This is a genomic window from Streptomyces coeruleoprunus, assembly GCF_039542925.1.
GTDB lineage: Bacteria > Actinomycetota > Actinomycetes > Streptomycetales > Streptomycetaceae > Streptomyces > Streptomyces coeruleoprunus.
This window is the reverse complement of sequence record NZ_BAABIT010000001.1, coordinates 3,167,651-3,194,232: the sequence shown is the minus strand read 5'-3', so window position 1 is coordinate 3,194,232 and position 26,582 is coordinate 3,167,651. Positions and strand designations below refer to the sequence as shown.

Annotated in this window: 29 protein-coding genes; 17 read left to right on the top strand and 12 right to left on the bottom strand. The window is 73.2% G+C overall.

Features of this window, described 5'->3' with window-relative positions; translation table 11 throughout:
• Nucleotides 1–452 precede the first annotated feature (452 nt).
• From ABEB09_RS13950 to ABEB09_RS13940, 3 genes are all read right to left on the bottom strand, one after another.
• Nucleotides 453–1,937 (bottom strand): aminotransferase class I/II-fold pyridoxal phosphate-dependent enzyme, encoded by a 1,485-nt coding sequence (locus ABEB09_RS13950; RefSeq protein WP_345690220.1) that lies wholly within the window; start codon nt 1,935–1,937, stop codon nt 453–455.
• A gap of 37 nt (nt 1,938–1,974) precedes the next feature.
• Nucleotides 1,975–3,345: a cytochrome P450 gene (locus tag ABEB09_RS13945; protein ID WP_345690219.1), complete on the bottom strand. Its 1,371-nt coding sequence runs from the start codon at nt 3,343–3,345 to the stop codon at nt 1,975–1,977.
• A 129-nt stretch (nt 3,346–3,474) separates the two neighbouring features.
• Nucleotides 3,475–3,843: a DUF6479 family protein gene (locus tag ABEB09_RS13940; RefSeq protein ID WP_345690218.1), complete on the bottom strand. Its 369-nt coding sequence runs from the start codon at nt 3,841–3,843 to the stop codon at nt 3,475–3,477.
• Nucleotides 3,844–4,048: 205 nt separating this feature from the next.
• Here ABEB09_RS13940 and ABEB09_RS13935 point away from each other — a divergent pair, with 205 nt between their 5' ends.
• Nucleotides 4,049–4,438 carry a rodlin gene (locus ABEB09_RS13935; protein WP_345690217.1) on the top strand — a complete coding sequence of 130 codons (390 nt, stop codon included), beginning with the start codon at nt 4,049–4,051 and terminating at the stop codon, nt 4,436–4,438.
• A gap of 152 nt (nt 4,439–4,590) precedes the next feature.
• Complete coding sequence (locus tag ABEB09_RS13930; protein ID WP_345690216.1) at nt 4,591–4,983, top strand: rodlin; 393 nt, start codon at nt 4,591–4,593, stop codon at nt 4,981–4,983.
• A gap of 171 nt (nt 4,984–5,154) precedes the next feature.
• Here the strand turns inward: ABEB09_RS13930 and ABEB09_RS13925 are convergent, their stop codons facing one another.
• From ABEB09_RS13925 to ABEB09_RS13915, 3 genes are all read right to left on the bottom strand, one after another.
• Nucleotides 5,155–6,846, bottom strand: a complete 1,692-nt coding sequence (locus ABEB09_RS13925; protein ID WP_345690215.1) for a bifunctional 3'-5' exonuclease/DNA polymerase — start codon at nt 6,844–6,846, stop codon at nt 5,155–5,157.
• Between the two features lie 64 nt (nt 6,847–6,910).
• The gene (locus ABEB09_RS13920; protein WP_345690214.1) at nt 6,911–7,471 is read right to left on the bottom strand and encodes a sugar O-acetyltransferase; all 561 of its coding nucleotides are present in this window, start codon (nt 7,469–7,471) and stop codon (nt 6,911–6,913) included.
• 46 nt (nt 7,472–7,517) lie between these two features.
• Complete coding sequence (locus tag ABEB09_RS13915; protein WP_345690213.1) at nt 7,518–8,360, bottom strand: NAD(P)H-binding protein; 843 nt, start codon at nt 8,358–8,360, stop codon at nt 7,518–7,520.
• A gap of 80 nt (nt 8,361–8,440) precedes the next feature.
• Between ABEB09_RS13915 and ABEB09_RS13910 the strand changes: the two genes are divergently transcribed.
• The 3 genes from ABEB09_RS13910 (at nt 8,441) to ABEB09_RS13900 (ending at nt 12,557) form a co-directional block, all read left to right on the top strand.
• Entirely contained in the window at nt 8,441–8,839 is a 399-nt protein-coding gene (locus ABEB09_RS13910) for a winged helix-turn-helix transcriptional regulator (RefSeq protein WP_345690212.1), read from the top strand.
• Nucleotides 8,836–9,987 (top strand): DUF2786 domain-containing protein, encoded by a 1,152-nt coding sequence (locus tag ABEB09_RS13905; RefSeq protein ID WP_345690211.1) that lies wholly within the window; start codon nt 8,836–8,838, stop codon nt 9,985–9,987. The genes ABEB09_RS13910 and ABEB09_RS13905 overlap by 4 nt, the downstream gene beginning before the upstream one ends.
• Nucleotides 9,988–10,502: 515 nt before the next feature.
• Nucleotides 10,503–12,557 carry an FUSC family protein gene (locus tag ABEB09_RS13900; protein WP_345690210.1) on the top strand — a complete coding sequence of 685 codons (2,055 nt, stop codon included), beginning with the start codon at nt 10,503–10,505 and terminating at the stop codon, nt 12,555–12,557.
• A gap of 10 nt (nt 12,558–12,567) precedes the next feature.
• Here the strand turns inward: ABEB09_RS13900 and ABEB09_RS13895 are convergent, their stop codons facing one another.
• From ABEB09_RS13895 to rpmB, 3 genes are read right to left on the bottom strand one after another with little or no spacing between them, the layout of a single operon-like run.
• Entirely contained in the window at nt 12,568–13,086 is a 519-nt protein-coding gene (locus ABEB09_RS13895) for a hypothetical protein (protein WP_345690209.1), read from the bottom strand.
• A gap of 39 nt (nt 13,087–13,125) precedes the next feature.
• Nucleotides 13,126–13,431 (bottom strand): 30S ribosomal protein S14, encoded by a 306-nt coding sequence (rpsN, locus tag ABEB09_RS13890; protein ID WP_345690208.1) that lies wholly within the window; start codon nt 13,429–13,431, stop codon nt 13,126–13,128.
• Nucleotides 13,431–13,667 carry a 50S ribosomal protein L28 gene (rpmB, locus tag ABEB09_RS13885; protein WP_345690207.1) on the bottom strand — a complete coding sequence of 79 codons (237 nt, stop codon included), beginning with the start codon at nt 13,665–13,667 and terminating at the stop codon, nt 13,431–13,433. The genes rpsN and rpmB overlap by 1 nt, the downstream gene beginning before the upstream one ends.
• Before the next feature lie 63 nt (nt 13,668–13,730).
• On the opposite strand from rpmB, the gene rpmG reads away from it, so the two are divergent.
• The 5 genes from rpmG (at nt 13,731) to ABEB09_RS13860 (ending at nt 16,026) form a co-directional block, all read left to right on the top strand.
• Nucleotides 13,731–13,895, top strand: a complete 165-nt coding sequence (gene rpmG / locus ABEB09_RS13880; RefSeq protein WP_345690206.1) for a 50S ribosomal protein L33 — start codon at nt 13,731–13,733, stop codon at nt 13,893–13,895.
• 5 nt (nt 13,896–13,900) lie between these two features.
• Complete coding sequence (locus ABEB09_RS13875; protein WP_345690205.1) at nt 13,901–14,155, top strand: type B 50S ribosomal protein L31; 255 nt, start codon at nt 13,901–13,903, stop codon at nt 14,153–14,155.
• Nucleotides 14,155–15,294, top strand: a complete 1,140-nt coding sequence (locus ABEB09_RS13870; protein ID WP_345690204.1) for a CobW family GTP-binding protein — start codon at nt 14,155–14,157, stop codon at nt 15,292–15,294. The genes ABEB09_RS13875 and ABEB09_RS13870 overlap by 1 nt, the downstream gene beginning before the upstream one ends.
• A 3-nt stretch (nt 15,295–15,297) precedes the next feature.
• The gene (gene rpsR, locus ABEB09_RS13865; RefSeq protein WP_345690203.1) at nt 15,298–15,543 is read left to right on the top strand and encodes a 30S ribosomal protein S18; all 246 of its coding nucleotides are present in this window, start codon (nt 15,298–15,300) and stop codon (nt 15,541–15,543) included.
• Nucleotides 15,544–15,786: 243 nt separating this feature from the next.
• A complete protein-coding gene (locus ABEB09_RS13860; protein ID WP_345690202.1) occupies nt 15,787–16,026 on the top strand; it encodes a DUF397 domain-containing protein in 240 nt (79 codons plus the stop codon).
• A gap of 90 nt (nt 16,027–16,116) precedes the next feature.
• Here ABEB09_RS13860 and ABEB09_RS13855 read toward each other — a convergent pair whose 3' ends face one another.
• Nucleotides 16,117–16,629 (bottom strand): ATP-binding protein, encoded by a 513-nt coding sequence (locus ABEB09_RS13855; RefSeq protein ID WP_345690201.1) that lies wholly within the window; start codon nt 16,627–16,629, stop codon nt 16,117–16,119.
• Nucleotides 16,630–16,936: 307 nt separating this feature from the next.
• Between ABEB09_RS13855 and ABEB09_RS13850 the strand changes: the two genes are divergently transcribed.
• The 6 genes from ABEB09_RS13850 (at nt 16,937) to ABEB09_RS13825 (ending at nt 22,538) form a co-directional block, all read left to right on the top strand.
• The gene (locus tag ABEB09_RS13850) at nt 16,937–17,800 is read left to right on the top strand and encodes a helix-turn-helix domain-containing protein (protein WP_345690200.1); all 864 of its coding nucleotides are present in this window, start codon (nt 16,937–16,939) and stop codon (nt 17,798–17,800) included.
• Between the two features lie 76 nt (nt 17,801–17,876).
• Nucleotides 17,877–19,334, top strand: coding sequence for an aldehyde dehydrogenase family protein (locus ABEB09_RS13845; RefSeq protein WP_345690199.1), 1,458 nt, complete (start codon nt 17,877–17,879; stop codon nt 19,332–19,334).
• A gap of 167 nt (nt 19,335–19,501) precedes the next feature.
• A complete protein-coding gene (locus tag ABEB09_RS13840) occupies nt 19,502–20,047 on the top strand; it encodes a DinB family protein (protein WP_345690198.1) in 546 nt (181 codons plus the stop codon).
• Between the two features lie 80 nt (nt 20,048–20,127).
• Nucleotides 20,128–20,769 carry a PadR family transcriptional regulator gene (locus ABEB09_RS13835; protein ID WP_345690197.1) on the top strand — a complete coding sequence of 214 codons (642 nt, stop codon included), beginning with the start codon at nt 20,128–20,130 and terminating at the stop codon, nt 20,767–20,769.
• A 78-nt stretch (nt 20,770–20,847) separates the two neighbouring features.
• Entirely contained in the window at nt 20,848–21,612 is a 765-nt protein-coding gene (locus ABEB09_RS13830; RefSeq protein ID WP_345690196.1) for a MerR family transcriptional regulator, read from the top strand.
• Nucleotides 21,613–21,839: 227 nt separating this feature from the next.
• Nucleotides 21,840–22,538 carry a VTT domain-containing protein gene (locus ABEB09_RS13825; RefSeq protein ID WP_380839467.1) on the top strand — a complete coding sequence of 233 codons (699 nt, stop codon included), beginning with the start codon at nt 21,840–21,842 and terminating at the stop codon, nt 22,536–22,538.
• A 132-nt stretch (nt 22,539–22,670) separates the two neighbouring features.
• On the opposite strand, the gene ABEB09_RS13820 is transcribed toward ABEB09_RS13825, so the two are convergent.
• Together ABEB09_RS13820 and ABEB09_RS13815 are read right to left on the bottom strand one after the other, a co-directional pair.
• Entirely contained in the window at nt 22,671–24,326 is a 1,656-nt protein-coding gene (locus ABEB09_RS13820) for a threonine/serine exporter family protein (protein ID WP_345690195.1), read from the bottom strand.
• A gap of 169 nt (nt 24,327–24,495) precedes the next feature.
• The gene (locus ABEB09_RS13815; protein ID WP_345690194.1) at nt 24,496–24,990 is read right to left on the bottom strand and encodes an inorganic diphosphatase; all 495 of its coding nucleotides are present in this window, start codon (nt 24,988–24,990) and stop codon (nt 24,496–24,498) included.
• Between the two features lie 136 nt (nt 24,991–25,126).
• On the opposite strand from ABEB09_RS13815, the gene dacB reads away from it, so the two are divergent.
• On the top strand, nt 25,127–26,524 hold the full coding sequence (dacB, locus tag ABEB09_RS13810) for a D-alanyl-D-alanine carboxypeptidase/D-alanyl-D-alanine endopeptidase (protein ID WP_345690193.1): 1,398 nt from the start codon (nt 25,127–25,129) through the stop codon (nt 26,522–26,524).
• Nucleotides 26,525–26,582: the final 58 nt, after the last annotated feature.

The window sequence follows — 26,582 nt, the reverse complement described above, 5'->3', positions numbered from 1 at the left end:
ATATCACAACGAATACGAAAGCAAAAAGACACCGGGGGAACTGTCGCCGGTATTGATTCACTCGAACGGCAACGGGCCGACGCACGCGGCGAGTAGAGCGACACGATTGCCGCCCCCGGCTCGCCGGGCCTTTCCCGCCGATGTTCTGACGGTCCGTCCGCCGGTCCACCGGCCGACGGCGGTCACCGCCGGCCCGGCCACACCGGCCGCTGGACGAGGGCGTCCCATTCGTGGTCCCTGGCGCCCGGGACGACGCGTCCCTTGGCTCTCCACTCGCGGGCCAGGGACGAGAAGAGAGGAGCCGCGTCGGCGGCGTGCCGCCCCGACGGCCCCGGCCGTGCGGACTGTTCGGCACGGCTCTGCGGGCTCAGGGGGACTCGCTGCCACTTTCCGGCGCCTGGGGCCATGCCTACCCTTCCGTTCACAGCGCGTGGCGAGGCCCTCGCATCATGTCACAGGCCCTCGGCGCGCACCCGTACCGTCCGCAGTCTGGAATCCACCGCATCGGGGAGGTTCATCCCCGCCGCAACCCCCGACGTCAGATAGCGCAGCACCGGTTCCGTGAGCCGTTCACCCGGGAGGGCGACGGGGATGCCCGGCGGGTACGGCGTGAGCATCTCGGCCGCCACCCGCCCGGCCGCCTCACCGACCGGCACGTCCTCGACCGCGTCGAAGTACGCGTCGCGCGGCAGGCACGTCTGCTCAAGCCGAAGCTCCTCCGGGTCCGGCACGTCCACGCGGGGCGCTCCCGCCAGCCGCTCCGCCTGCCCGGCGAGGTCGCGCAGCGCGTCGAGCAGCGGAGCCGTCGTGGCCCGGGAGTCCGCGTACGTCAGCTGGGCGCCGATCCTCCGATGATCACTCATATGGACGTCGATGCTGCGGTGTTCCCGCAGCCAGTCCGCCGCCCGGTAGCCCGTCGTGCCCAGCGCCGACACGTCGATCAGCACCGGCAGCGGGTCGAGGTCCGCGGCGAGCCCGGGCCCGGTGAGGTCGGCGCGGCCGTGGACGTGCAGCCCGTCGATCGCCGCGACCTCCTCGCGTACGGTGTGCGCCAGCCGCAGCGCGTCGTCCAGCAGTTCGCGGCCGCGCAGCACCATCTGCCGCCGCCACCCGTCGAGTCCGGCGTAGATGAGGACCGACGGGGAGGTCGTGCCGAGCAGATCGGCGCGGGAGGCGAGCACCGCCGGGTCGATCAGGTCGCCCCGCAGATGGAACACGGAGCCCTGCTCCAGGCCGCTGCCCATCTTGTGGATGCTCGTGACGCACACGTCCGCGCCCGCGTCCATGGCCCACGCCGGCAGCTCCGGGTGGAACGGCAGGTGGGCGCCCCACGCCTCGTCGACGATCAGCGGCACGCCCCGCCGGTGGCACTCGCCGGCGATGCGGTCGAGGGCCGCGCACGTTCCGTACGGGGTGGGACTGGTGACCAGCGCGCCTCGGGCGTCCGGATGGCGCGCGAAGGCCTCGGCGTACGCCTCGGCGGACGGCGGGTGCGCCAGGTGCAGCCGCGCGTCCCACTGGGGCTCCACCCACACGGGCCGTACGCCCGACAGGATGAGCCCGGACACGACCGACTTGTGCGCGTCGCGCCCGATCAGCAGCTCCTCGTGCGGGCCCGCGACCGCCAGCATGGCGGCCTTCACGGAGAGGGAGCTGCCGCAGGTGCTGAAGAAGGTGTGGTCGGCGTGGACGGCGTCGGCCATCAGCCGTTCCGCGCGCTCCAGGACGCCGCCGCGGGAGCGCCGGTCGTCGAGGCCGCTCGTGGCGAGGACGTCGGCCTTGAAGACCGCGTCGCCGAGGACCCTGCGGACGGCCGGGTCGGCGCCCCGGGCCTGTTTGTGGCCGGGTGGGGTGAAGGCCAGCTCACCCGTCTCGTGGTAGCGGTCGAGCGCTTCGAGCACGGGCGCCCGCACATGGTCCGGGCGGTTCGGGGACATCGCAGAAGCCACCTGCCTCCAAGGGTTCGGCGGGCCGTCAGTGGGGGAGCACCGCGAAGCGCAGCCCGAAGTGGTCGAGGGTGCGGGGCAGCGGCCGGTCGGGCCGCAGCCTGCCGGGCCGGTCCGGCAGATAGGTGTGCCGCTCCAGCAGGGCGGCCAGCAGCGTCGAGGTGAGGAACAGCACCAGGTCCTCGCCGGGGCAGGCCCCGGGCCCCGCGCTGAACGGGAAGAGCCCGGGCGTGTCCTGGGCCGTGCCGTCGAGCCAGATCTCCGGCAGGAACCGGTCCGAGTACGGCAGGGCGTCGTCCCGGTGGAACAGCGGTGTGTAGATCAGGAACTCCGTCCCCGCCGGCAGGGTGCTCTCGCCCCACCGCGTGTCGCGCACGGCCTCGCGCAGCAGGAACGGCGTGGTCGGCCACAGCCGCACGGACTCCAGCACGCAGGCCCGCGTGTACGGCAGGAGGCGCGGCTCCGTCAGGTCGGTGACGGCCAGCTCGTTGCGCACCTGGATGTCCTGCGCGCCGTGCGTGGCCAGCAGGGCCAGGGCCCGGAAGGCCGCGATCCCGGCCGCGTCGAACGCGAACAGCCAGTGCGGGACCTGGCCGGCCGGGTCCGTGCCGGGCGCGGCGGGTGTGGACACGACGACGGACGCCAGGCTGCCGCGCTCGGCGCGGTCGACGTGGGCCCGCAGCCGCCGGTCGAACCGCTCCCGCAGACCGGTGCGGCGCGGTGCGGCGGCGGACCAGTTGGCCGCGGCGCGCAGCCTGCCGAGCATCGCCGTCAGCGGGGTGTCGTCGCGGGCCGCGTCCCCCAGGACGACCCGGCGCACGGTGCCGTCCCAGGCGCCCGAGAAGGCGTCCCAGGAGAGCTCGCCGTCCCCGCCGACGACCGTCCCGAGGAGCAGTCCGGCTTCCTCCCGCACGGCGCGCACCAGCCGCGGGGCGAGGCTGTGCAGCTGGTTCCCGGTCTCCAGCACGGCCTCGTTGACGGCCCGCCGCCCGGCTCGTTCCGCGCCCCGCGAGATGAGCACGCCGTGCGGCTGGAACTGTTCCAGCGCGGCGCGCTTCTCCCGGGTGGCCGGGGAGTACGGGTCGGGGGTGCCGTCCAGCACGTGCGCGGCGTCCTCGGCCTGGAGGACGACCGCGAAGTGGCGCCCGGCCAGATCCAGGAGCAGCGGGCCGGGGCCGTGGCGCCGGCGCAGTTCGGTGAGGAGCCCGGTGGCCCGCCGGTCCGCGGCGTACCGCTCGGCGAGGGCCATGCCGGTACGGCGCCGTACGACGACCCCGGCCGCGAGGGTCGGGGCGACGACCACGGCGGCGAGCCGCGCGGTGTCACGGGCGGAGGCCCGGGCCGGCGTGCTCGCCGGCCCGGGCGCGGATGCGCGGGCCGGCTTCTCCGTACGGGTCATGGCGCCCGAGTGCCCCGGCACCCGGGCGCGAAACGGCCCGCGGACCGGGCCGCGCCCCGGTCCGCGGGCACGCGGGAGCAGCCCCCGGGCCCGGAGGGGAAGCGGCCCGGGAACTGCGCGCGCGGCCGGTCACCCGCCGGTGGTGGGCCCGCCGCTGCCGAAGCCGCCGCTCGGCGCGCCGCGCCACTTCTGGTCTTCCTCGGAGACCGGCGTCGTGTCCGGTTCGGTGTTCTCGTGCTTCAGCTCGTAGGGCATCAGCCGCCGCTCGCTCTGCGGCACCTCGGCGGGCTTGCGGTGGCCCTCCACCTCGCCGGGCAGACCGGCGTCCGGCGGCCTGTGCGGCTGCTCCTCCGGCTTGGGCGTCGGCTCCTCCTTGAGCATGATCCGGCGCCCCAGCACGAAGGCGCCGAGCAGGAACCCGACCACCAGGAGACCGGCGATCAGCTGGCCCGTGCCGTCGCTGAAGAATTCCGCGCTGAGCGTGGTGAGACCGTTCATGAAATACGAATACCCCGTCCCGGCGGAATCAGACAGGCGTTTGTCGGGAGCCCCGGATTTATGCAGGTCCGAAGCTATGGTCATTAAAATTCTCAGCCGGTATTCGTTGATTGCGCTCTTCGGGTGACCTGGCGCAACTTAAACAGCGCCGCGGTGTTGGTCAGAGCGACCCGAGACCGGGTCTCTCGACGAGAAGGATCACGTAATGATCAAGAAGGCTCTGGCTTCCGCCGGCGTCGCCGCCGCGGTACTCGGCGCCGGTGCGCCGACGGCCGCTGCGGTGGGCGACCACGGCGTCGACACCCAGAACGGCAACTTCGCCACGCAGTCGTACGGCAACACCTACACGGGCGGGTACATGAGCCCGCAGATCGGGCTCATCCAGGGCTCGCTCAACAAGCCCTGCATCGGCCTGCCGGTCCAGGCGGACGTCCAGAACATCGTCGCCCTGGTCAACGTGGGTGTTCAGGACATCCTGCAGGACACGCAGAACCAGCAGTGCGCGGAGAACTCCACCGCGGTCAAGGGCGACAGCGCCCTGTCGCACATCCTGGAGAACGTCCTCTCCGAGAACGGCTCCGTCGCCCTCCGCTGACGCCGTGCCGCGCCCGGTCCGCGCGTGCGAAGCGCCGCGCGGACCGGCCCGCTGCGGCCCCACGTGGCCGCGATTCCCCCTGACAACCATGCGCCCCACCCGCGGGTGAGGCACGACCCGGACGCCGGGTCTCTCGACGAGAAGGATCGACCATGATCAAGAAGGTTCTGGCTGGCGCCGGTGTCGCTGCGGCTGTCCTGGGTGCGGGCGCGCCGATGGCCGCCGCGACCGGCGACCACAACGTGGACACGCAGAACGGCAACTACTCCAAGCAGAACTACGGCAACACCGTGACCGGCGGCAGCATGAGCCCGCAGATGAGCGCCGTCCAGGGCACGCTGAACAAGCCCTGCATCGCCGTTCCGATCCAGGCCGACGTCCAGAACATCGTCGCCCTGGTCAACGTGGGCGTTCAGGACATCCTGCAGGACACGCAGAACCAGGACTGTGTGGAGAACTCCACCGCGGTCAAGGGCGACAGCGCCCTGGCGAAGATCCTGCAGAACGTCATCTCCGAGAACGCGTCCGCGAGCGTCCGGGACTGACCTCCCGCAGGAGGCGCATGGGAGAGCCCCGCACCCGAGCCACCGGGTGCGGGGCTCTCCCGCGCGGTGGGGCACCTTCCCGCCGAGGCGCAGGGCGGCCCGGGATCGCCGGGGCACGTGGCCTCAAGCGCCTGACCCTCGGGGCGCCGCGTACGACGGCTCCCGGACCCCTCACTTCGCGTCCGAGTACCGCTCCACCGTCGCCGTCGTGAACGGGAACCGCACCGGGGTGTCCCCGAAGGCGATCCGCCCGGCCAGGTCACCGGCCGCGCGGATCGCCTCCACGACCTCCTCCGCCTCCTCGGCCGGGCAGTGCACGATCACCTCGTCGTGCTGGAAGAACACCAGCTCCGCCCGCATGTCCGCGGTCGCCCTGCGCAGCGCGGCCAGCATCAGCAGCGCCCAGTCGGCGGCGCTGCCCTGCACCACGAAGTTCCGGGTGAACCGGCCCCGCGCGCGGGCGTTCACCGACGCGTACCCCGGTGTGTACCCGCCGTCGGAAGCGGCCGGGCCGCCGTTGTCCTCCTGCGGCAGCCCCGCCTCCTCGGCCTCGCCGGCCCCCGCCGCCCGCGGACTGGTCCGGCCCAGCCACGTCCGCACCAGCCGGCCCTCCTCGCCCGCACGCGCCGCGTCGTCGACGTACGCCACGGCCCGGGGGAAGCGCCGCCGCAGGGCCGCCAGGTTCTTCAGCCCGTCCCCGCTCGTCTGCCCGTAGATCGCGCCCAGCAGCGCCAGCTTCGCGTGCGCCCGGTCGCCGGAGAACGCACGGTCCGACAGCCGCGTGTACAGGTCGTCGTCATGCCCCGCCACCTCCATCAGCCCCGGGTCGCGGGAGATCGCGGCCAGCACCCGCGGCTCCATCTGGTCGGCGTCCGCGACGACCAGCCGCCAGCCCTCGTCCGCGACCACCGCCCGGCGGATCACCTTCGGGATCTGCAGCGCGCCCCCGCCGTTCGTCGTCCACCGCCCGCTCACCGTGCCGCCCGGCACGTACTCCGGACGGAACCGGCCGTCGCGCACCCAGTCCTGGAGCCAGCTCCAGCCGTGCGCCGTCCAGATCCGGTACAGCGTCTTGTACGCCAGCAGCGGCTCCACCGCCGGGTGGTCGAGCTCCGCCAGCTCCCAGCGCCGCGTCGAGCGCACCTTGATGCCGGCCTGCGCGAACGCCTTCACCACATCGGCCGGCAGGTCCGGCCGCACCCGGCGCCCGAACGCGGCCGACACCTCGTCCGCCAGCTCCGCCAGCCGCCGCGGCTCGCCCCCGCCCGCGTACCGCTCGCCCAGCAGCTCGTGCAGCACCGCCCGGTGCACGTCCGCCCGCCACGGCAGACCCGCCCGGTGCATCTCCGCCGCCACCAGCGTCCCGGCCGACTCGGCCGCCGTCAGCAGCCGCATCCGGTCCGGGTGCTCGGCGGCCGCGTGTCTGCGCTGCTGCTCCGCGTATACCTCCAGCAGCGCGTCGAACGGCACGTCGAGCCCCGCCTGCGGCTCGAACAGCGGGGACTGCGCGCCCGGCTCCGCGGCTCTGGCCGGCCGGTCGGGCGGCACGGGCCGGTCGTGCAGCCGCGCCCAGGCCGCGGCGGCGGACCGGGGCTCGCCGAGCCGGCCCTCGTGTCCCAGCAGCAGCTGCTCGGCGCACTCGATGTCGTAGCACCGCTCGACGCGGACCCCCGCCGCGAGCAGCCGCGGACAGAGGTCGGCCGTGGACCGCCACACCCACCGGCCCACCTGCGGCCGCGACCGCACCGCCGCGACCAGGTCGGGCTCCTCGACGACGGGGCCCGCGGGCAGCCCGTCGGCGCCGAGGGGGACGAGCCGCGCCCCGCCGCCCTCGGCTCCGTCCAGAGCCCACCGTTCGCTCACGGGTGCGAGTCTCGCATCCGGCACTGACAGTCCCCGGCAGTGACGTCGTGCGGGGCGCCCGTCCTCACCCTCCGAGCGAGCGCACCACCCGCGCCGGGTTGCCGACAGCCAGCACCCCCGGCGGAAGGTCCTTCGTGACGACGGCACCGGCGCCGACCACCGTGTCGGCGCCGATCGTCACACCCGGGCAGACGATCACCCCGCCGCCCAGCCACACGTTGTCCCCGATCGTGATGGGCTCGGCCCGCTCCCAGCCGGCGCGCCGGCGCTCCGTGTCCAGCTCGTGCGTGGGGGTCAGCAGCTGGACGTTCGGGCCGATCTGCACGTCGGCGCCGATCGTGATGGGCCCGCAGTCCAGGAAGACCGCGTTGAAGTTCACGAACGTCCCCTCGCCGATGGAGATGCGGTACCCGAAGTCGCAGTGGAACGGCGGCCGGATGCGCACCCCGTCGCCCATGGAGCCCAGCAGCTCCCCGAGGATCTTCGTGCGCTCGGCGGGCGGGGGCGGCGGCAGCGCGTTGTACGCGGCGCAGAGCGCGATCCGCCGCTCCGTGTCGGCGGCCAGCTCCTCGTCGTCGGGCAGGTACCACTCCCCGGCCAGCATCCTGCGCTTGTTCTCACCCATCGGTGCTCCTCCCCGGTGACCGCCTCGGCGGACGTGCCCCGGAGACCTACCCCCGCCGGGTGGCGCGTACGGCCTCCGCGTACACCTGCAGCGCCGAGCGCGGCGCCCGGCCCAGCAGCGCCCGCAGGTCGCCCGCGGGGACCCCGGAGCCGTCCAGGAAGCCGTGGGCGATCGCCGAGTACGTGCCCGTCAGCATCGGCACCTGGAACGCCGTCGCCTCGCCCGCCGCGAGCAGCGCCGCTCGCGCCCCGGCCAGCGTCCCCGGCTCGTACGCCGCCGACACCGCCGCCGCCAGGTCGGCGCCGCCCAGCGGGACCTCGCCGACCAGCTCGTACACCCGGCCGGCGTGCGGCGCCGGGTCCACGGCCACGCGGAACGCCGCCTCGGCCAGGTCGGCGCGGGCCACCGCCGCCAGCCGGCCGTCGCCCAGCGGCGCGGTGATCCGCCCGTCGGCGTCCGGCGCGGCCAGCCACGCCAGCAGCTCGGCGTACAGGCCGTTGCGCAGGACCGTCCAGCCGAGGCCGGACCGGCGCAGCCGCCGCTCGGTCCAGCGGTGGGCCAGGGCGTACGGCAGGTGGTCCCCGTCCCCCGACAGGCTCGTGTACACGACGTGGGACACCCCCGCCTTCTCCGCGGCCCCGATCGCCGCGCCGTGCCGGGCCGTGACCGTGTCGTCCTCCCCGTACCCGGCCGATATCAGCAGCAGCGTGTCCACCCCGGTGAACGCCTCCGGCAGCGAGGCCGGATCGTCGAAGTCCACCCGGCGCGCGCCCGGCGGCGCCTCCGCCGCCTCTGCCGCGCGCGTCGCCAGCAGGACGTCGTCCCGGCCGGCCGCCCGCTCGGCGATCAGCCCGCCCAGGCCGCCCGAGACACCGGTGATCAACAACATGGGAAACCCCCCGCTCGTCCGTTCCCTTTCGCTGCGACCATGGTGGTGGCAGGGCGAGGCACGCGTAAGGAGGCACTTCGATGTCGGTGGGGCACACGGAGGTAACCGACCCGGCCGCGCTGAGCTGCGCGGAGGACTGCGGCGTCCGCGACGTCCAGGACCGGCTCGGCGACAAGTGGACCGTGCACGTCGTCGTGGAACTCTCCTCGGGCGTACGCCGGTTCAGGGAACTCCAGCGGCTCGTCCCCGGCATCTCGCAGCGCATGCTCACGCTGACCCTGCGCCGCCTGGAGCGCGACGGGCTCGTCACCCGGACCGTGCACCCGACGGTCCCGCCGCAGGTCGAGTACGAACTGACCGCGACCGGTTACAGCATGACCCGCCTCATCCGCGCCCTCGTCGACTGGTCGCTGGACCACCGCGGCATCATCGCCGAGTCCCGCCGCGCCTACGACGAGCGCCGGGAGGCCCGCCCGTGAGCAGCGGCACGAACACGACCGTGGAGCGCGCGCTCGGGGCCGCGCTGTACGGGGAGGAGGGTGCGGGCGCCGACACGGGGCTCGACACCGGTGCGTCCCTCCTCGCCGCCGACCCGGGTGCCGACACGGAACTCGCCCGCCGTGGCGAGGAGTTCATTCGGCAGGCCTGGCGGCGCGGCTGGCAGCCCGCCGACGTCGTCCGGCTCGTCCGCCGCGACCTGGACGACCACCACGTACGCCTCGCGTCGGGCCTGATCGCCTCGGAACTGGCCGGGTACGACGTGCTGCCCCCGCGCTGGCGGGACCAGCTCGCCGAGCTGGGGACGGCCGCCGCGCCGTGGCGGGCCGACCGCTTCTCGTACGCCACCGCCGTGCTGGAGCTGTACCGGCTCCTCGTCCGGCTCCCCGCCATCGAACCCGTCGGTCCGCCGCCCGGCGGCGGCTCCGTCACGGCGCCCGTGGTGGGGGAGCCCCGGATCCTCGCGCGGATCCGGGCCCTCCTCGCCAAGGCCGAGGCCACCGGCTACCCGGAGGAGGCCGAGGCGCTCACCGCGAAGGCCCAGGAGCTGATGGCCCGGCACAGCCTCGACGAGGCGGCGCTCGCGGCCCAGGCCGTCGCCCCTTCCGGGCCCACGGCCGTACGCATCGGCGTCGACCCGCCGTACGAGACCGCCAAGGCCATCCTGCTCGACGGGGTCGCCTCGGCGAACCGCTGCCGGGCCGTGTGGAACGAGGCGTTCGGCTTCTCGACGGTCGTCGGCTTCGGACCGGACCTGGAGGCCGTGGAGCTCCTCTACACCTCCCTGCTGCTCCAGGGCACCGGCGCGATGACCAAGGCGGAGGCGGCGCAGCGGGCGGGGGGTCGGCGGCGCACGAAGACGTTCCGGCAGTCCTTCCTGCTGGCCTACGCCCAGCGCATCGGCGACCGTCTGTCCGCCACGTCCCGGCGCGTCGCCTCCGGCGAGCCGACGCTGCTGCCGGTGCTGGCCGCGCGCGACGTGGCGGTGACCGCGCACGCGGACCGGATGTTCCCGCAGACCACGACGGCGCGGGTGCGGGGCGCGACGGACGCGGAGGGCTGGCACCACGGCCGCACGGCGGCCGACGCCGCCCAAACCCCCACCCGCCGCCCGCACCTACCGCACTGACAGCCACCACCATTCCCGCCGCGGGCTCGCGCCGCCGATCCTGCTGCGGGCTGGCGTCGTTGCGCCGCCGTTCCGCCGTTGTGGGCTGGCGTCGCTGTGCCGCCGTTCCGCCGTTGTGGGCTGGCGTCGCTGTGCCGCCGTTCCGTCGTTGTGGGCTCGCGTCGCCTGTACCGCCGTTCCTCGTTGTGGGCAGTCGTTCCGCATGGGGGTCCCCCCTGGACGTAGTCCTTGGGGGTGGAACGGGTGGGCACAACGAGGAACGGCCCCCCGGCCTGAGGGCCCGCCCCTTGCGCGCCACGACGGTGGGTGAGTCCGGTGGCGGCCCGGGGGTCACGTGCTCAGATTGGCTCGTGCGGGGCCTGGAGAGCGAGGCGTCCCAGCGCCGCCAATCCTGCGCGCGCGACCCCCGGTCCACCCCCGTCCCGCCGTCGGGCGGCTCACCGCCGGTGGGGGGTGGGGGGAGTGGGAACGCGTCGCCGCCCGTCGGGGCGGGGGTGCGTGGATAACCTCGGGCCATGACCTGGCTTCGGGCGTTGAAGGTGACCGCTCGTGCGGGCCTCGCCCTGGAGCGGCGTCGTCTGGAGCCGCTCGTCGCCCTGCGGGCGGCCGGCGGCCTGGCGCTGGTCGTGCTGGTGAGCAACGCGGCCTTCGGCCCCGCCGTCGCGGCCAGCTCCGCGTTCGGCGCGTTCCAGGCGGCGATCGCCACGTTCCAGCGCAGCTGGCGTCCCCGCCCCACCCTGGCGCTGGCGTCGGGCGTGAGCCTCGCGGTGTCGACGTTCCTCGCCTACCTCGCCGCCTCCGCCCACCAGGCGGTCTTCGTCGCCCTCCTGGTCCTGTGGACGTTCCTGTCGGGCCTCGCCTGGGTCGTCGGGCCGACCGTGGGACTGATGGCGTCCTCGAACGTGGCGATCATGCTGGTCACCGTCACCTTCCCCACCTCGGTCGCCGGCGCCGCCGCGCACGCCGGGGTCATCGCCGCGGGCGGTGTCGTCCAGGCGGGGCTGATCGTGCTGCTGCCGGTCCGCCGCTGGGGCGCACAGCGCGACGCGCTCGCCGACGCCCTGGCCGCCGAGGCCGACTACGCGCGGCGGCTGCGCCACGACCCGTACGCCCCGTTCGACCCGGTCCCCTTGATGACGGCCCGCAGCGCCGCCGCCGTCACCCGCCGCCAGGCCCGTACCCGTCCCGCCGAACTGCACGGCGTACGCGGGGTCGCCGAGCGCATCCGGCCGGTGCTGGCGTCGCTGGCCGACCCGGCCGTGGGCGCACCGGAGGAGGGCCCGGGGAGGGACCGGGTCCGTGAACTGCTGGCCGCCGCCGCGGCCGTACTCGACGCCGCCGCGCACGCGGTCCGGTACGGCGAGCCCGTCGCCGTACCGCCGGACGCGCTGGCCGCGCTGCGGACGCCGGACACGGCCGCGCTCCTCGCCAAGCCACCGGCCCGGCGTGCCGCGGCCCGGCTCGCGGCGCTGCTGGGCGACGTGGTGGAGACGGCGGCGCCCACGGACCGCCGGGCGAGCCCGGAGGAGCTGCGGACGCGGCCGCCGCTCCTGACGCTCGTCCCGGGCGCGGTCCGGGACATGCGGGCGGAACTGCGGGCCGACTCGCCCTTCCTGCGGCACGCCGTGCGCGTCTCGGCGGTCGCCGCCACCGGGTACGCCGTCGGTACGGCCCTGCCGCTGGGCCACGGCTACTGGGCGCCGCTCGCCTCCGTGATGTCGATGCGCCCCGACTTCAGTCAGACGTACGCCCGTTCGGTCGCCCGGTTCGGCGGCACCCTGCTGGGCGTCGCCCTGGCGACCGGTGTCGTCCAGGCCACGGACCCGGGCACGTACACGTCGGCGGGGCTCGCCGTGTTCTGCGCGTTCGGGATGTACCTGCTGATGCGCACGGGGTACGCCGCCGCGCAGGTCTGCGTCTCGGCGTACGTGGTGTTCCTGCTGGGCATGGCGGGTGAGGCGTGGACCCAGACGGTGCCCGAGCGGGTGCTGCTGACGCTGCTGGGCGGGGTCCTCGCGATGCTCGCGTACGCCGTGTACCCCGCCTGGGAGACGCCCAGACTGCGCACCCGGCTGGCCGACCGGCTGACGGCGACGGGCCGGTACGCCGCCGAGGTGCTGGCCGGCTACGCCCGCCCGGACCGTCCGGGGCGCGGCGGAGCCGTACGGGAGGCGGTGCTGGCGACGCGCTCGGCGCGGGTCGCGTGGCAGGAGGCGGTCGAGCGGGCCGCCCACGAGCCGGTACGGCACCGGGGCCTGTCGCGGGCCGCCGCCGACGGGGCGGGCGAGGCGCTGTCCCGGCTGGCCCGGGCGGCGATGCTGCTGGAGGCCCACCTTCCGGCCAGGTCCGCCGCGCCGGTCCCGGTGGCCGCGGCGCTCGCGGAGGTCATGCGCCTTGCGACGGAGCGGGGCGCGGCGGACATCCGTGAGCGCCGGGTCCCGCACTGGGACGAGGTCCGCGCCGCCCTGGAGTCCGCCGACGCGCAGCAGGACCCCCTCGTACGCGCGGGCGCCCGCCAGCTCCTCGACGCTCTGGAGGAGCTGACGGACGCCCTGGACGACGACGCCTAGAGGCGGGCCGTCACGACTCCGGCGGCAGCGACGGCAGCGCCGGGATGGACGGCATCCCCGAGGGGAGGACCGACGGGAGATCCGTCGGCATCGGTGCCGACGTCTTCGCCAGCGTGTCCTTCTTGCCGCCGTCCCACGCGACGACCAGCTGCTTGCCGTCGGCCGACTCGACCGTGCCCGTGGTGCGGTCGGTGCTGCCGTCCTTGCACGTCAGGGCGAGCGTCACGTGTCCGGCCTCCTTGGCCGTGCCCTGGCAGACGTGGGCCTCGGTGATGAGGACCGCCTGGCCGGAGGCGCTGACGGTCAGGTTGACGAGCTTGCCGTCCGTCATGCCGCTCCACGAGCCCTCGACGGAGGCGAGCGTGGAGCCGGCGCCGTGGCCTCCCGCGGGCGCCGAGGCGCCGCCGGACGGGGCCGCTGAGGCGCCCTTGCCGGGTTCGTCGCCCTTGCCGGAGCCACAGGCCGTCAGGGCCAGGGCCGAGGCCACCGCCACGGCCGCCAGGACACCGCTGCGCACGAGCTGCTGCACGATCAGATCCCCCTTGTCGATCGGAAAGTCGGCGCCAAGCTACCAGGAGGACTTGCGTACGCCGGGCAGGAATCCGGCGTGCGCCTGCTGCCGCACGTTCACCCGCGACATGCCGAACTTCCGCAGATGGCCCCGCGGTCGGCCGTCCACGCTGTCCCGGTTGCGTACGCGTGTCGCGCTGGCGTCGCGCGGCTGGCGGCGCAACTCGGCCTGGGCGGCGCGGCGTTCGGCCTCGGGCGTCGAGGGCCGGCGGATCAGCTCCTTCAGCTCGGCGCGGCGGGCGGCGTACCGCTCGACGACCGTCCTGCGCTGCTCGTTGCGCGCGATCTTGCTCTTCTTCGCCATCAGATCTTCACCCCGCGTGCCCGGATCCGGGCCACGGCGGCCTCGATGCCGATGGCGTCGACGGTCTTGATGCCCTTGGTGCTCAGGGTGAGCCGGACGTACCGGCCCTCGCTCGGCAGCCAGTAGCGCTTGCGCTGGATGTTGGGGTCGAACCGGCGGGACGTACGCCGGTGGGAGTGCGAGATGCGGTTGCCGAACCCGGGCTGGGCGCCGGTCAGCTGGCAGTGGGCGGACAAGGGTGACCTACCTCTCTGGACCTCGTCTTGGTAATGGGAACCATTTCCATTTACTCTAACCCCATGGCCCGCAACGAACTCCGCCCGATCATCAAGCTCCGGTCGACGGCCGGGACCGGCTACACCTACGTGACCCGCAAGAACCGCAGGAACAACCCCGACCGCCTCACCCTGCGCAAGTACGACCCGATGGCCGGCCGCCACGTCGACTTCCGAGAGGAGCGCTGACCCGCATGCAGCCCGGAATCCACCCCGCGTACGAGCCCGTCGTCTTCCGTGACAAGGCGGGCGGCTTCGCCTTCCTCACCCGGTCCACCATGACCAGCGACAAGACGGTCGAGTGGGAGGACGGCCACACCTACCCGGTCGTCGACGTCGAGATCTCCTCCGCGAGCCACCCCTTCTACACGGGGCAGGCGCGCGTCCTGGACACGGCCGGGCGCGTGGAGCGCTTCGAGCGGCGTTACGGACGGCGCGAGGCGCGCTGATGTCGCTCGTCCCCCTGTCCGTCGCCCTCGTCGGAGGGCTGCACGCCGACGCCCGCGAGGCGGCGGTGGAGCGCCTGCTCGCCACCGTCCCGGACAGCGTGGCGCTCCACCACGACCTGGCCGACGCCGCCGGGCGGGGCACGGTCGTGCGTACCGTCCGGGACGCGACCGGCGTCCTGTCGAGCGGCGAGACCCCGCTCGTCAACGACTGCGCCTGCTGCGCGCTGCGCGAGGACCTGGTGCCCGAGCTGGAGCGGCTGGCCGGCGCCGGGCTCACCCGGCTCGCCGTGGTCGAGCTGTGGGACTCCGTCGAGCCCAAGGCGATGGCCGAGGTCGTCGCCGGTGCCGGGCTGACCGTGACGTCCGTGATCACCGCCGTCGACCCGGCGCTGGTGCTGCCGTACCTCGGCAACGGCGACGACCTCGCCGATGTCGGCCTGGCCGCGGCCGCCACCGACCAGCGGACCGTCGCCGACACCTGGGCCCGCCAGCTGGAGTACGCCCCGGTGCTCGCCGTCCTGGAGGGACCCGAGGCCGACGACGAGGACCGGGCGCTGCTGGCCCAGCTCCACCCGACGGCCCGCCGGGTCACGGTCCAGGACGGTGACCTGGCCGCCGCGGCGCTGGGCGGGTTCGACGTGGAGGCGGCCGCCGCGGCGCAGCACCCGGCGTGCGCGCTGCTCCCGCAGGACGCGGACGCGGCCGGCGTCGGCACGTACGTGTGGCGCAGCCGCCGCCCGTTCCACCCCGGCCGGCTGTACGCGGCGCTGGAGGACCTGACCTGCGCGGCCGCCCGCAGCCGGGGCCGGTTCTGGCTCGCCGACCGGCCGGACACGCTGCTGGCCTGGGACGCGGCGGGTGGCGCCCTGTGCGTCGAGAGCGCGGGCCCGTGGCTCGCCGCACTGCCGGACGCCGCCTGGGAGATGGTGCCGCCGGTCCGCCGCGCGGCCGCCGCTCTGGACTGGGACCCCGAGCACGGGGACCGGTGCCAGCACCTGGTCTTCACCTCGCCGGGCCTGGACCGCGAGGGGCTCTCCGAACTCCTCGACTCCTGCCTGCTCACCGACGCCGAGTACACCGCGGGCCGTGCGGCCTGGAAGCTGCTCCCGCCCGCGTTCGACGCCCTCCTGGAGGTCTGATCCATGTCCCCGCGCCGCTCCGGCGACCGCAAGCCCGCCAAGTCCCGTCCCAATCCGCTGGACAAGGCCGGTATCACCTACATCGACTACAAGGACACCGATCTGCTGCGGAAGTTCATCTCCGACCGCGGCAAGATCCGCAGCCGCCGGGTCACCCGGGTGTCGGCCCAGCAGCAGCGGCAGCTGGCCCGGGCGATCAAGAACGCGCGGGAGATGGCACTGCTGCCGTACTCCTCGTCCGCTCGCTGATCCACCCCACCTTTCCGAGGGGCCTTCCCCGCGTAACCGACGCGGGGGAGGCCCCTTTTCCGTATACGTACAAGCGATCCGTACAAATGGAGGGAGCCCGAATGGCCCCGGCCGCGTCTCAGTAGTCGGAGGACCACCCCCCGTGCACGTGCATCTGCTCATGCATATGCACGTGAACTCCAGCTATGATCCCGGATAGTTGACACCTGCATCATGTAACTCATGTAACTCGGGGAGCGTCCTGTGCACGACGTGTACAACGGCATGGCGGCCACAGAGCTTCATGGGGTCGTCTGGCAGAAGAGCAGGCACAGCAACTCCCAGGGCTCGTGCGTGGAGTTCGCGAAGCTGCCCGGCGGGAACGTGGCGGTGCGCAACTCGCGGCACCCCGACGGACCGGCCCTGGTCTATACGCCTGCGGAGATCGAGGCGCTGCTGCTGGGAGTGAAGGACGGGGAGTTCGACCACCTCGTCGGCGGCTGAACCCGCCGCACCCGTCCTGTCGCACACGAAACAGGGGCTCCGTCGAACGGAGCCCCTTTCGGTCGCGTCGTACGCGTCTGCCGCCGGTCCCTAGGACTTGTCCGAGAGCCGGAACAGTGCCCACACCACCTTGCCGTGGAGCGCGCCGGCCAGCGGGTGCCAGCCCCAGCTGTCGCTGAAGGACTCCACGAGGAACAGCCCGCGGCCCGACTCGGCCGCGAAGTCCTCGCCGGACGTCCTGGTCGCGGGCGTGTCCGGGCTCGGGTCGCGGACCGCGCAGACGAGCCGGCCGGCCCAGCGCATCAGGTGCAGCCGCACCGGCGGGTCGTACGGGTGGTCGTACAGCTGGTCCCGTGACGTGTCGCCGGGCAGTGCGTGGCGCAGCGCGTTCGTGACCAGCTCCGAGACGACGAGCGCCACATCGTCGAACCGCTCGCTCAGGTTCCACTGCGTCAGCGTCGTGCTGGTGAACTGACGCGCCCCGCGCACGGCTTCGTAGCGGGCCGGCAGGGCGCAGGAGGCGGAACTGGAGACGGACGCGGCGTCGATCGGAGGAAGCCCCTGCCTTAACGGCTCGAGCATGGTCGATCCATTCGTCCCCATGCGAGGCACTCCCGGGATTCGCGGCTGTGGTGCTACAACACGAACGAGTACGCAGGTGCGCGAGGACCATGGTTACGAAAGGGAGGAGCGGATGCAAGGGCAGATGCACGTGCACGCGCCCGACGTGTCCGGCCCCGTGATGGTTCTTGGCCATATCTTCCGTCGGGCGACTTCCCGGCGGTGGCCGAACTGTTCGCCAATCTGTAATCGTTCGAGTACGGGGTGAAGCGTTTAGATGGCAGAATCCGCTACCTCGGGGCTCGGGGGTGCTCCGTCGTACACGTCAGCGATGGGGAGGGTTGGAGTCGTGACCGCAACTGAATCGGGCGGTTCCGTGGTGCGGCGCATCCTGCTGGGCTCACAGCTGCGGCGGCTGCGCGAGTCGCGCGGCATCACGCGGGAGGCCGCCGGCTACTCGATCCGGGCGTCCGAATCCAAGATCAGTCGGCTGGAGTTGGGCAGGGTGAGCTTCAAGGCGAGGGACGTCGAGGATCTGCTCACGCTCTACGGCGTCACCGACGAGAAGGAGCGCGCCGCACTCCTCGGCCTCGTCCGCGAGGCCAACATCGCCGGCTGGTGGCAGAGCTTCGGCGACGTCCTGCCGGGCTGGTTCCAGACGTACATCGGCCTGGAGGGCGCCGCGTCGCTCATCCGGATCTACGAAGTCCAGTTCATCCACGGGCTGTTGCAGACCGAGGCGTACGCACACGCCGTCGTCGCCCGCGGCATGCCCGGCGCGCCCGCCGCCGAGATCGACCGCCGGGTCGCGCTCCGGCTGGAGCGCCAGAAGGTCCTCGTCTCCGAGCGCGCCCCGCAGTTCCACGCCGTTCTCGACGAGGCCGCCCTGCGCCGGCCCTACGGCGACCGGGCCGTCATGCGCGACCAGCTGAAGCACCTGATCGAGATCTCCGAGCGGCCCAACGTCAGGCTCCAGGTCATGCCGTTCAGCTTCGGCGGGCACTCCGGCGAGAGCGGCGCGTTCACCATGCTCCGCTTCCCCGAGTCCGACCTCTCCGACATCGTCTACCTGGAGCAGCTGACGGGCGCGCTCTACCTCGACAAGCGCGAGGAGGTCACCCAGTACGAGCGGGCGATGGAGCGGCTGTGCGCGGACAGTCCCGGTCCGGAGGAGAGCCGCGATCTTCTCCGTGGACTCCTCCAACTCATCTGACTCGTAAGTAGGATGACGTCTCATCAAGAGCCCTGTCACGGCCCCGGAAGGGCCCACGGTCTCCGGAAGGGATGGCATGTCCTACTTCACAGATCTGGCCCTGCAGTACATCGACGGTGAATGGCGGGCCGGTGGCGGCTCGTGGGACATCATCGACTTCAATCCGTACAACGAGGAGAAGCTCGCCTCCATAACCGTCGCCACCGTCGACGAGGTGGACCAGGCGTACCGCGCCGCGGAGAAGGCGCAGCGGGCGTGGGCCGAGACCAACCCTTATGTGCGCCGCGCCGTCTTCGAGCGGGCCGTCCGGCTCATCGAGGACCGTGAGGCCGAGATCACCGAGGCGATCATCGCCGAACTGGGCGGGACGCGGACCAAGGCGGGGTTCGAGCTGCACCTCGCCAAGGAGTTCCTCCGTGAGGCGATGGCCCTCGCGCTGCGCCCCGAGGGCCGTATCCTCCCCTCGCCGATCGACGGCAAGGAGAATCGTCTCTACCAGGTCCCGGTCGGCGTCGTCGGCGTCATCAGCCCCTTCAACTTCCCCTTCTTCCTCTCGATCAAGTCCGTCGCCCCTGCGCTGGCCCTCGGCAACGGCGTCGTGCTCAAGCCGCACCAGAACACGCCGATCCTCGGCGGCACCCTGATCGCCAAGATCTTCGAGGACGCGGGCCTGCCGCCCGGCCTCCTCAACGTCGTGGTCACGGACATCGCGGAGATCGGCGACGCGCTGCTCGTCCACCCCGTGCCCAAGGTCATCTCGTTCACCGGCTCCGACCGGGTCGGCCGGCACGTCGCCACCGTGTGCGCCTCCCACTTCAAGCACGCCATCCTCGAACTGGGCGGCAACAGCGCGCTCATCGTGCTCGACGACGCGGACGTGGACTACGCGGTGGACGCCGCCGTCTTCAGCCGGTTCGTGCACCAGGGCCAGGTCTGCATGGCCGCCAACCGCGTGCTCGTCGACCGGTCGGTCCAGCAGGAGTTCACCGAGAAGTTCGTCGCCAAGGTGAAGACCCTGAGGACCGGCGACCCGGCCGACCCCGCCACCCACGTCGGCCCGCTCATCAACTCCTCGCAGGCCGACGCCGTCACCACGATCGTCGAGCAGACCGTCGCGGCGGGCGCGACCGCGCTGCTGCGTGGCGCCACGGAGGGCAACATCGTCGCCCCCACCGTCCTCACCGACCTGCCGACCGACGCCCCGGTGCTGGCGCAGGAGATCTTCGGCCCGGTCGCGCTGCTCATCCCCTTCGACGGGGAGGAAGAGGCGGTACGGATCGCCAACGACACCCCGTACGGGCTGAGCGGCGCCATCCACACCGGGGACATCGAGCGCGGCGTGCGGATGGCCCGCCGCATCCACACCGGCATGATCCACATCAATGACGGCACGGTCCACGACGAGCCGATCGTGCCCTTCGGCGGCGAGAAGCACTCGGGCGTCGGCCGGCTGAACGGCGAGGCCACCGTCGAGGCCTTCACCACCCACAAGTGGGTCTCGATCCAGCACGGGCGCAGCGGCTTCCCGTTCTGAGCACTCTCCACCTGAGCACCTTGCACCTGAGCACCTTGCAGTGAGCACCATCGAGAAGCCCCCGTCTTGCGGACAGAACCTGACCGCAAGTCTCCCTAACGTGGTCGGTGTCAGTCAGGGCGACAGCCCAGGGCACCGGCCACGAAAACGGCGAAAGGCGGACGGTCATGGTCACTCACGTTCCGGCGGAGGCGCACGGCGACGAGCGCGGCGCGCTCCTGGGCTACCTCGCGGCCGAGCGCGGCGCGATCCGCCGCGCGCTCCTCGGGCTCACCGAGGAGCAGGCGGCGAGCCGCCCCAGCGCCAGCGAACTCTCCCTGTCCGGGCTCCTCAAGCACGTCGCCGAGGTCGAGCTGACCTGGCTGCGCATGGCGCAGCAGAAGCCCAACGAGCGGCAGCGGTACGAGGAGACCTGGGAGGAAGGCTTCCGGCTCACCGCCGACGAGTCCGTGCCGGGCATCCTGGCCTTCTGGGACGGTGTCACCCGGGAGACGGAGGAGTTCCTGCGGTCGGCGCCCAGCCTGGACGACACCTTCCCGTTGCCGGACGCGCCCTGGTTCCCCAAGGACGGCCGCGTGTCGCTGCGCTGGATGGCGCTGCAACTGGTCCGCGAGTTCAGCCGCCACGCCGGACACGCCGACATCATCCGCGAGTCCCTGGACGGGAAGACCGCGTTCGAACTGATCGCCCTGGAGGCACAGCCCCAGGCGTGAGCCGGTGACCACTCCGCCCCACTCTCCACGTACGCTGGTCAAAATTGACGAGTGAGTACGGAGAGTGGGGAGGTTCGCGGATGTCGGCGATCCGGCTGCTGGTTCTCGGGGCCGTGCGGCAGCACGGGCGGGCGCACGGCTACCAGGTCCGCAACGACCTGGAGTACTGGGGTGCGCACGAGTGGTCCAACGCCAAGCCCGGGTCGATCTACCACGCGCTCAAGCAGATGGCGAAGCAGAACCTCCTGCGGGCGTACGAGACCGCGCCGAGCACCGCGGGCGGCCCGCCGCGCACCGAGTACGAGATCACCGAGAAGGGCACCGAGGAGTACCTGGCGCTCCTGCGGGAGGCGCTCACCGCGTACGACCAGAAGCCGGACACCCTGTCGGCCGCCCTCGGATTCATGGTGGACCTGCCGCGCGCGGAGGCCGTGGCGCTGCTGAAGCAGCGGATCGAGGGACTGGAGCGGTGGCGGGCCACCGTGACCGAGTACTACACGCCGGAGGGCGGCCCCGAGCAGCTGGGCCACATCGGCGAGATCATGAACCTCTGGGTGCACTCCGCCGACGCGGGCGCCGCTTGGACGCGCGGCCTCGTCGAGCGGATCGAGCGCGGCGCGTACACCTTCGCCGGCGAGGGCGAACCGTTCGTCGGCGTCCTCGCGGAGGGCGAGGAGAACCCGTACGCGACGGGCGTCCCGCACCCCGGCGACCGGGACTGACCCCGGCGACTTGCACCTCACGTCGCGTGAGGCCCCAGGCTGAAGGGCGTACCCGAGAAGAAGGGAGAGCGGGGAGCCATGGGCTACTCCGTGGGACAGGTCGCGGGATTCGCCGGAGTGACGGTGCGCACGCTGCACCACTACGACGAGATCGGGCTGCTCTCGCCGAGCGGCCGCAGCCACGCGGGTCACCGGCGCTACGACGACGGCGACCTCGACCGGCTGCAGCAGATCCTGTTCTACCGGGAGCTGGGCTTCCCGCTCGACCAGGTCGCGGCGCTCCTGGACGACCCCGACGCGGACCCGCAGGAACACCTGCGGCGCCAGCACGACCTGCTGACCGCGCGGATCGCCGAACTCCAGAAGATGGCCGCGGCCGTCGAGCACGCCATGGAGGCGAAGAAGATGGGCATCAACCTCACGCCCGAGGAGAGGTTCGAGGTATTCGGGGACAACGACCCCGAGCAGTACGCCGAGGAGGTCGAGCAGCGCTGGGGCTCCACGGACGCCTACAAGGAGTCCCAGCGCCGTTCCGCCCGCTACACCAAGGCGGACTGGCAGCGCATGCAGGACGAGGGCACCGACTGGGGGAACCGCTACGGCGCCCTCATGGACGCCGGCGAGGAGCCCACCGGCGAGCGCGCGATGGACCTGGCGGAGGAGCACCGGCTCCACATCGACCGCTGGTTCTACGACTGCGGCTACGAGATGCAGCGGTGTCTCGCCGACATGTACGTGGCGGACGAGCGCTTCACCCGGTTCTACGAGGCGATCCACCCCGGCATGGCCGTCCACCTGCGCGACGCGATCCACGCGAACGCCGCACGCCACGCGCACGCGTAGGAACGCGCGTGGGGCGCCTCACCGCACCGCTCCGTGCGCACGGGGGACGCGCGGAACACACCACCGGCGCCGCCGGGCCCCGGGCCCGGCGGCGCCGGCCGTAGGCGGCTTCGTGCCAGACCGGTCACAGCGCACTGCGGGGCACCCGGTGGAACCTGCCCCGGCGCGGCTGCGTTGATACCTTTGGGCAGCCGTCCCGCCCATGTCGACACAGGAGCCCGGAACCCGTGAACACGCTTGCGCTTGGCCCCGAGTGGCTCAGCCCGGACTACCTGATCTCCGAGTACGGACTCCCCGGCATTCTTCTCATCGTCTTCGCCGAGTCCGGTCTGTTCGCCTTCCTCCCGGGTGACTCCCTGCTGTTCACGGCGGGTCTGCTGGTCGCCGAGGGGAACTACATCACGCAGCCGCTGTGGCTCGTCTGCACCCTGATCGTGGCCGCGGCCATCATCGGTGACCAGGTGGGGTACGGCATCGGCCGGTTCTTCGGCCCGAAGATCTTCAACCGCCCCAACTCCAAGGTCTTCAAGAAGGAGAACCTGGACAAGGCGCACGAGTTCATCGAGAAGTACGGCCCGAAGGCGATCGTGCTGGCCCGCTTCGTGCCGCTCGTGCGGACGTTCGCGCCGATCGTCGCCGGCGCCGGCCGGATGAAGTACCGCACGTTCATCGCGTACAACATCATCGGCGGCGTGCTGTGGGGCGCGGGTGTCACCGTCGCCGGGTACTTCCTCGGTCAGATCGGTTTCATCAAGACGAACATCGAGGCGATCCTCGTCCTGATCGTGGTGCTCTCGGTTGTCCCGATCGTCATCGAGTTCCTGCGCGGCCGCTCCAAGGCCAAGAAGGAGGCCGCCGCCCTGGCCGCGGACGCCGCCCAGGCCGACGTCGCTTCCGGCCAGCGCGGCCGCCACGCCAGGCGCTGACCCCCCACCTCACGGCCGGAGCCCCGGACGCCCCTGCGGCGCCGGGGCTCCGGCCGTACGCGGGGCCTGGGGGCGTACGTACGCGGGGCCTGGGGGCCTACGTACGCGGGCCTTGGGGGCATACGCGGGGACTCAGAAGCCGCGGGTGCGCTTCGCCGCCCGGCGCGACGCCGCCGAGCCCGGTGCCCGCAGGAACATCCGGGCCAGCTCGCTCCCCAGGTTCACGCCGATCGCGATCGCCAGGGCCAGCGCCGCCGCCCGCGCCAGCGACGCGAAACCGGCGTCCATGTCGTTCTGCGCGATGTGCAGCACGCCGTAGTACGTGGCGGAGCCCGGCAGCAGCGGCCCGATCGCCGCCGTCAGGTACGGCAGCGACGAGGTGTGCTCGTACCGCGCCATCAACTGCCCGAACAGCCCCACGAGCCCGGCCGCGACCGCCGTCGCCAGCACCGCCGAGCCCTCCGCGGTGATCGCGATCGCCGCGAACACCACCCAGGCCACGGCGCCGTTGCACATCACGAACAGCACGGTGGAACGTTCCTGCTGGAGCAGGATCGCGAAGGTCAGCGACAGCGCCATGGCCGCCAGGATCTGCACCACCGGCCGCTCCACCGGCGCGACGACGCCCTCCGGGTTGAGCTTCGCCCCCAGCTGCACGCCCACGTACAGCACGGTCAGCACACCCACGACGATCGCCACGAAGAAGTACGCGACCTCCAGCAGCCGCGCCGATGCCGTGATGTAGAAGCCGGTCAGCCCGTCCTGCACCGCGGCGACCAGCGCCCGCCCCGGGATCAGCGCGAACAGCCCACCCGTGATCACCGCCGACGGCCGCAGCCCCGCGTGCAGCAGACTCGCCGCGACCCCCAGCGCCGCCGGCGGCACCGCGGCCGCCGCGAACTGGTAGAACTCCGGCAGCCCGCGCCCCGCGCAGAACCAGGCCAGCCGGTCGCCCAGCATCGCGCCCGCCGCCGCCACCAGGAACACCAGCAGATCGCCGCCCAGCAGCACCGACGCGGCCCCGGCGAGCCCGCCCGCCGCCAGCGTCAGCACCCACCCCGGGTACGGGTGCCGGTTGCGGCGGATCAGCGCCAGCCGCCGGTACGCCTCCTCCAGGGACACGTCGTAGTCGTCGGCGTTGATGTCCGCGACCAGCTGGTACACGGCCGTCAGCCGCGTGTAGTCCGTACCGCGCCGCCGCACCGTCCGGCTCGCCGTCACCGGGTCGTCCACCAGCGACGGCTGGTACGTCACCGACAACAGCGTGAACGTCACGGTCGGCTCGCTGCGGTCCATCCCGTACGAGCGGCAGATCGCGAACATCGCCGCCTCGACGTCCTCCGCGCCCTCACCGCCCGCGAGCAGCAGCTCGCCGATGCGCAGGGTCAGGTCGAGCACGCGCGGCACGGCGGGACCCGACTCGTCGGTCCGCTGCGGCGCCTCCGGGAGCGGCCGCTCGCCCACCGGCATGCGCAGCATCGTGCGCATCCGGTCCTGCCAGGGCGCGTCCTTCGCCAGCCGGACCGGGGGCCCGCCCGGCGCCGGCGAGTACGCGGGGTGCGCCAGCCGCGCGTCGAACGTGGACGGCGGCGCGAACGCCGACCCCTCCGGCTCCGGCACGGGCTCCGTCGTCAGCCCCTCCGGAATCGCGAACTCCGACGTCGGGTGCTCGTCCTCCGGCGGGCCCGGCGGCTCCACACCGGCAGGCGGTGCGAAGGCGCTGTGCGCCTCGTCCGACTGCGGCTTGCGGTCCTCCTCCTCATGGGGACCGTTCGGCTCCGCCACCACTGCGCCCGTCCTCACTCCTGCCCGGCCCGAAGGCCCTGTCCGGCCGGAAGCTCCTGTTCCGCCCGTATGCCGTCCGCCCAGTATGAACACGGACGGCGGGTGCCCACAGCACGGCGGGCGGCACACCCCTGGGGTGTGCCGCCCGCCGTGCTGTGCGAGAGGGGGTGCCTCAGTGGGCGCCGCCCTGCGCCTCCAGGCGCTTGATGGACGCCTCGATCTCGGCCTCGGCCTCGGCGCGGCCGACCCAGTTGGCGCCCTCGACGGACTTGCCGGGCTCCAGGTCCTTGTAGACCTCGAAGAAGTGCTGGATCTCCAGGCGGTCGAACTCCGGCACGTGGTGGATGTCGCGCAGGTGCTCCATGCGCGGGTCCGACGCCGGGACGCAGAGCAGCTTGTCGTCGCCGCCCGCCTCGTCGGTCATGCGGAACATGCCGATCGCGCGGCACTTCACGAGGACACCCGGGAAGGTCGGCTCGTCGAGGATGACGAGCGCGTCCAGCGGGTCGCCGTCCTCACCCAGGGTGCCCTCGACGAAGCCGTAGTCGGCCGGGTAGACGGTCGACGTGAACAGGTGGCGGTCGAGGCGGATACGACCGGTCTCGTGGTCCACCTCGTACTTGTTCCGCGAACCCTTCGGGATCTCGATGCAGACGTCGAACTCCACGGGTGGCTCCTCCAAGATCAACACAATGTCGGGGTGACGGACCGGCCGTGATCACCGGCGTGCCGTGCTCGCGGCACAGCTCAGTGGTTAAGTGTCCCTCACGCAACCGAGTGCTCGCGAAAGGGGCTGGTCAGCTGTGCCGGAGCGGAAGGCCCTGCAGCTCACCGCGGTGTCCGCCGCCGTAGGTCTCGTACTGGCGGGCGCCGCTGCGGGACTGGCCGGCCCCTGGGACTCGGGCCAGCGTACGGCCGAGCGCGCCCGGGCCGCCGCACAGGCCCCCGCGGGTGGTGTACATCACGCCCCGCAGGACCCGAAACCCCCCGCCGTCCGGCCCACCCCGGCCCCCGCCCCCAGTGCCCCGGCCGTCCTCAGGGCGCTGCCCCCGGCCCCGCCCGCCGCGCGGCCCCTCGCACCGGCCCTCGACCCCCTGCTGGGCGCGTCCGGCCTGGGGCGGACGCGCACCGCGGCCGTCGTCGACGCCGCCACGGGGCGGCTGCTGTACGGCAGCGGGGCCGGTACGCCGATGACGCCCGCCTCCACCGTCAAGATCGCCACCGCGGCCGCGGCGCTCACCGCCCTCGGCCCCGACCACCGCATCCCCACCACGGTGGCCGCCCGGCCCGACGCCCGCGCCCTCACCCTCGTGGGCGGCGGCGACCCCACGCTCGACCGCGCCCGGCTGGCCGCCCTGGCCACCGGCACCGCCAAGGCCCTGCGCACCCGCAAGGTCACCGCGGTCACCCTGACGTACGACACGTCCCTCTACACCGGCCCGGCACGCCACCGGATCGGCCCCAACGACAACATCGCCCTCGTCACCCCCCTGATGACCGCGGGCGCCCGCCTCGAAGGCAGCCCCGCCGCCGGCCCGGCCCCGCGCTCCGCCGACCCGGCCGGCGACACGGCCCGCACCTTCGCCGAGCTGCTCACCGCCCAGGGCGTCACCGTGCGGCCGCCCACCCCGGCGAAGGCCCCCAAGGACGCCAAGCCCCTCGCCACCACCCGCTCGGCCCCGCTCTCGGCCCTCGTCGAGCGCATGCTGACCGACAGCGACAACGACCTCGCCGAGGCGCTCGCCCGCCAGACGGCCCTCGCCGGCGGCCGCCCGGCCGGCTTCGACGGCGGGAGCAAGGCCGTCCGCGCCCAGCTCGCGAAGCTCGGCCTGCCCCTGGACGGCGCCGTCGTCGCCGACGGCAGCGGCCTGGACCGCGGCAACCGGCTGTCGGCCCGCCTCCTCGCTGGCCTCCTGGCCCGCGCCGCCGACCCCGACCGGCCCGCCCTGCGGCCCATCCTCACGGGCCTGCCCGTCGGCGGCTTCAGCGGCACCCTCAAGGACCGCTACGCCGACGGCTCGCCCGGCGCCGGCCTGGTCCGCGCCAAGACCGGCACCCTCACCGGCGTCAACGCCCTGGCGGGCACGGTGGTCGGCCCCGACGGCCGCCTCCTGGCGTTCGCCTTCCTCGCCGCGGACACCGCCTCCCCGTACGAGGCGCAGCCGGCCCTGGACGCGCTGGCGGCGGCCCTGACCCGCTGACCGGCGCGCGCCGGGGGAGTACCGGCAAGTGGCGGGGGAGTGCCGAGGGGCGTGCCCT

Coding starts and splice junctions, on each gene's coding strand:
- ABEB09_RS13950 (WP_345690220.1), bottom strand. CDS start 1,937: ATGTCCCCGAACCGCCCGGACCATGTGCGGGCGCCCGTGCTCGAAGCG.
- ABEB09_RS13945 (WP_345690219.1), bottom strand. CDS start 3,345: ATGACCCGTACGGAGAAGCCGGCCCGCGCATCCGCGCCCGGGCCGGCG.
- ABEB09_RS13940 (WP_345690218.1), bottom strand. CDS start 3,843: ATGAACGGTCTCACCACGCTCAGCGCGGAATTCTTCAGCGACGGCACG.
- ABEB09_RS13935 (WP_345690217.1), top strand. CDS start 4,049: ATGATCAAGAAGGCTCTGGCTTCCGCCGGCGTCGCCGCCGCGGTACTC.
- ABEB09_RS13930 (WP_345690216.1), top strand. CDS start 4,591: ATGATCAAGAAGGTTCTGGCTGGCGCCGGTGTCGCTGCGGCTGTCCTG.
- ABEB09_RS13920 (WP_345690214.1), bottom strand. CDS start 7,471: ATGGGTGAGAACAAGCGCAGGATGCTGGCCGGGGAGTGGTACCTGCCC.
- ABEB09_RS13915 (WP_345690213.1), bottom strand. CDS start 8,360: ATGTTGTTGATCACCGGTGTCTCGGGCGGCCTGGGCGGGCTGATCGCC.
- ABEB09_RS13910 (WP_345690212.1), top strand. CDS start 8,441: ATGTCGGTGGGGCACACGGAGGTAACCGACCCGGCCGCGCTGAGCTGC.
- ABEB09_RS13900 (WP_345690210.1), top strand. CDS start 10,503: ATGACCTGGCTTCGGGCGTTGAAGGTGACCGCTCGTGCGGGCCTCGCC.
- rpsN (WP_345690208.1), bottom strand. CDS start 13,431: ATGGCGAAGAAGAGCAAGATCGCGCGCAACGAGCAGCGCAGGACGGTC.
- rpmG (WP_345690206.1), top strand. CDS start 13,731: ATGGCCCGCAACGAACTCCGCCCGATCATCAAGCTCCGGTCGACGGCC.
- ABEB09_RS13875 (WP_345690205.1), top strand. CDS start 13,901: ATGCAGCCCGGAATCCACCCCGCGTACGAGCCCGTCGTCTTCCGTGAC.
- ABEB09_RS13870 (WP_345690204.1), top strand. CDS start 14,155: ATGTCGCTCGTCCCCCTGTCCGTCGCCCTCGTCGGAGGGCTGCACGCC.
- rpsR (WP_345690203.1), top strand. CDS start 15,298: ATGTCCCCGCGCCGCTCCGGCGACCGCAAGCCCGCCAAGTCCCGTCCC.
- ABEB09_RS13855 (WP_345690201.1), bottom strand. CDS start 16,629: ATGGGGACGAATGGATCGACCATGCTCGAGCCGTTAAGGCAGGGGCTT.
- ABEB09_RS13845 (WP_345690199.1), top strand. CDS start 17,877: ATGTCCTACTTCACAGATCTGGCCCTGCAGTACATCGACGGTGAATGG.
- ABEB09_RS13840 (WP_345690198.1), top strand. CDS start 19,502: ATGGTCACTCACGTTCCGGCGGAGGCGCACGGCGACGAGCGCGGCGCG.
- ABEB09_RS13835 (WP_345690197.1), top strand. CDS start 20,128: ATGTCGGCGATCCGGCTGCTGGTTCTCGGGGCCGTGCGGCAGCACGGG.
- ABEB09_RS13830 (WP_345690196.1), top strand. CDS start 20,848: ATGGGCTACTCCGTGGGACAGGTCGCGGGATTCGCCGGAGTGACGGTG.